Consider the following 3,685-nt stretch of genomic DNA (forward strand, 5'->3'; position numbering starts at 1 on the left):
AAAGGCGACATCGCAATCCCACAGCTGACGGCCGGCCCATGGAATATCTTTCACATCGAGAGCAACTCCATAATCAGTAACCTTACCCTCAATGTCTTCTATAGAAAAAACATGATAATCGCGCATATCAAAATGATCGCCGTTATCATTTTCGGGTATACCCGATTCAATATCATGCGAAGGATAAATATATAACTTACCGTTAAAAACATGTACGGCGGGATCGGCTGTGTACATGTGATCTATTAAATATCTTGGTTTATTCATTTTTTTGAATTTTAGAAATAAAATATAAATTCATTATGTTATAAACATTATAACAAATAATAAATTTAAGTTCAGACTTTGTTTATTCCTTAATTTTTCAAAGCCTCATCAATAATCTTTTGTACAACAGGTTTAGCCTGGTATTTACGGTCAAACAACAGGGGATAGTCTGTTCTGCCGGGAATAGGCCAACCGTTTTTCCAGGATTGACCATCAGTAACTCCCCAGAGGGTAACTCTTTCAATAACATCCTTATGTTTCAAAAAGAGTTTGAAAAAATCCAGGTATCTTTTTTCGAAAGCCGTATTTACAGAATCAGGTAATCCATTTGGATAAGGATTTGACCTTTTTTGGAAATTCACGCGGGCTGAAACATCCGCGCCAATTCTCCAATCCATTTTCAATACAGAAATATCCATTTCAGTAATCATGACTTTTACACCAAGAGCGGCAAAATCCTCAATAGTCTGTTCATACTCGTCAATACTTGGAGAATCCAGCCCAATATGGCACTGCTCGCCAACTGCATCAATTCTTACTCCAGCTTCTTTTAATTTTTTCACCATAGCCAAAGCAGTTTTGCGTTTTTGGGGATTAGTCAAAGAATAGTCGTTATAATATAATTCAGCTTTAGGATCGGCTTCATGGGCAAATTGAAAAGCCAGTTTAATATAATCTTCACCGATTATCTGATAATATTTACTGTTTCTGTAACCGCCCCTGTCATCAATAACCTCATTCACCACATCCCAACCTTTCACTCTGCCTTTATACCTGCCGACTACGGTATAAATATGATCTTTCATCCTCTGAATCAGAACCTCGCGCGACACATCATTCCCATTACTATCTATGAAAAACCAGGAAGGCGACTGGGAATGCCAGACAAGATTATGGCCGGTAATAAACAATTTGTTTTTCACTCCAAAATCCACAAACTTATCAGGGAGTGAGAAATCGTAAACATCTTCACGGGGATGAATCGGGCCAACTTTCATGCAGTTTTCTGCAACAATGGCACTAAACTGGGTTTTAATTAAACGAACTGAACTGGTATCCTTTCCTGTAATCTGATCTGCATTCATAGCGGTTCCAATATAAAATTTCCCGGCAAAGGCATCTTTTAAACCAAGTGATTGGGCAGAAATATTGGACGTGAGAAATATAGCTATGCAAAATGCGCCAAACATTTTAATTGTATAGAATCGTTTCTTTTTCATTTTTTTGATTTTATAGATAAACATTAAAGTATCAGAGTTCTTTTTACTTATGATAAATTTCCATCTGGTTTATGAATTTTCTACTCTGCGGGCCATCAGTTCTTTTTGAATCAGAATTTCTTCCTTTTTATCAATTTCATAGAAGAACAGGCAAGCTACGCTAACGAAAAATGTCAGAGTAGGTAATATACTCACTGACAACCTTATTCCGGTAAGTACCGAGTGGGACTGAACAGCTAAAGTCTGGTCATAACCAAAAGCAGCAAGGATTCCGGCCACCAATGCACCGCCAATACTTAATCCTGCTTTTAATCCGAAAATCATAGCCGAGAAGATAATGGCCGTAGCCCGGCGGTTGTTCTTCCACTCCGAATAATCTGCGACATCAGCAATCATAGCCCAAAGTAAGGGAGTAGAAATCCCATAGAAAAAGCCATGTGCCAATTCACTGATATAAACCAAACCTATAGCCTTAGGACAATAAAAGACAAAAGCAAGTATGCACAAGGCAGATAAAAACAAACTAACCCCAAAAACATCGCGCTTCCCAAATTTATCAGCTAAAGGCTTGGATACCGCGATTCCAATCAATATCATAATAATACCACAGGTATTAAACAAACTAAAAGCTGAAGTTGCCACATCTTTAGGCCAGGAAAAACCAGGCAATCCTATGTTGGTCAGCCCGCTGTTCAATTTGACTATAAAGCCGTTAAAACCAATAGTCCCCAGGAATTTTGCCAAATCCGCCTGACTTAAGTAGTTTTTGAAATAGTAAACATACATTCCACCTTTCAATGATAATGTGATAAAAATGAAAACAGTAAGTATCAGCATACAAATCCAGGGTTTATTTCTAAACAAGTCTTTCAAATCCTGTTTTATACTCGATTGTTGATCGGGTTTAGGTACAATCCTCTCTTTTGTAGTTAAAAAGGTGATAATGAAAAAAATTACGCCTACGATGGCAAAAATGGTCATGGTGTTTTCAAAACCTTTGGTTTTATCACCGTGGCCCATAATTAGAACAAGTGGCAGCAGAAGAGCCTGAACAATAAACTGGGCAATGGTTACAAAGACAAAACGGTAGGACGACAGGCTGTTACGCTCAGCCATATCACCGGTAATCACACCGCTAAGGGATGAATAGGGAAGGTTATTAGCAGAATAAGTAACAACCAACAAAATATAAGTAATCAAGGCATAAGCAACTTTCCCGGGAAGACAAAAATGCGGAGTAGTGAAAGCAAGCATGGCGATAGCACCAAAAGGCACGGCAGTCCACAAAATCCAGGGACGAAACTTACCCCAGCGGGTTGTGGTACGGTCGGCAATGATACCCATCACCGGGTTAAAAAAGGCACCAATCATGCCACCGATAAAAATAACCACTGAAGCCGTGGCTGGCGGAATTTTAAACACATCCGTGTAAAAGAAAGCCAAAAAAGTCATCAGGGTTTGAAAAATCAAGTTTGCCGCAAAGTCTCCAAGACTATACCCAATCTTTTCGATTACAGAAATTTTCTGAGAATTAAGATTCATAATTTAAATTTTTAATTACTATTATTCGTTAGTTGTAAATATTAAAACAGGTAATCCTTCTTTCCAATGAATTCAATTTTCACCTTTTCACCAGGATAGTCTCAACCCAATATTTTCAATAGCAAATTACGCTGAAGCACCTGCCGTCAGAAATCAACCGATTTGGCAATTACCGGAGAATTGAATTCAAGCCCCAAAAACAATATTCCAAGGCATAAGAGATACTGAAAATTTTTCATCACTCAAGATTTATAAATCCTTATTTATTCAACACTATTTTAATTTGAGTAAAGGAGTGTGCAGGGAAGGAAAAGGACAATTTATTCTTTTCAACCTTTAGCTCTTTAGTTACCGGAAGGTATAGATCCCTTTTATCAAATGTAAAAGAATCATTTAACGAAGCACAATCGATAATATCGGCTTCGGCTTTTCCGGAAATTTTGCCTGAGGCATTTAGGATATCCGCTGTAATTGCCTTGTCCTTCTGCCTGTTGACCACATTAACGTAAAGAGTGTTCGTTTCTTTCGAATAAACCGAAGTAACATCGAGATAAGGAATTCCCTTATACTTTTCGGTATTGAAGGTATCGCAGTCCACATAAGTATCCACAGAGTTTCCAAGGCAATTGTTAGAAAATGATTTAAAAATATAAAAC

General features: G+C 37.8%; 4 protein-coding genes. All 4 read right to left on the minus strand.

Translation table 11 applies throughout. The features are described 5' to 3' along the window. A partial coding sequence (locus tag Q8907_14225) for an alpha-N-arabinofuranosidase (protein ID MDP4275428.1) occupies positions 1-267 on the minus strand: 267 nt, incomplete at its 3' end. A gap of 89 nt (positions 268-356) precedes the next feature. Continuing rightward, entirely contained in the window at positions 357-1,487 is a 1,131-nt protein-coding gene (locus tag Q8907_14230) for an endo-1,4-beta-xylanase (protein MDP4275429.1), read from the minus strand. 69 nt (positions 1,488-1,556) lie between these two features. Then, positions 1,557-3,029, minus strand: coding sequence for an MFS transporter (locus tag Q8907_14235; GenBank protein MDP4275430.1), 1,473 nt, complete (start codon positions 3,027-3,029; stop codon positions 1,557-1,559). A 259-nt stretch (positions 3,030-3,288) separates the two neighbouring features. Beyond that, a partial coding sequence (locus Q8907_14240; protein MDP4275431.1) for an alpha-L-arabinofuranosidase C-terminal domain-containing protein occupies positions 3,289-3,685 on the minus strand: 397 nt, incomplete at its 5' end.

Source organism: Bacteroidota bacterium (assembly GCA_030706565.1).
Lineage (GTDB): Bacteria > Bacteroidota > Bacteroidia > Bacteroidales > JAUZOH01 > JAUZOH01.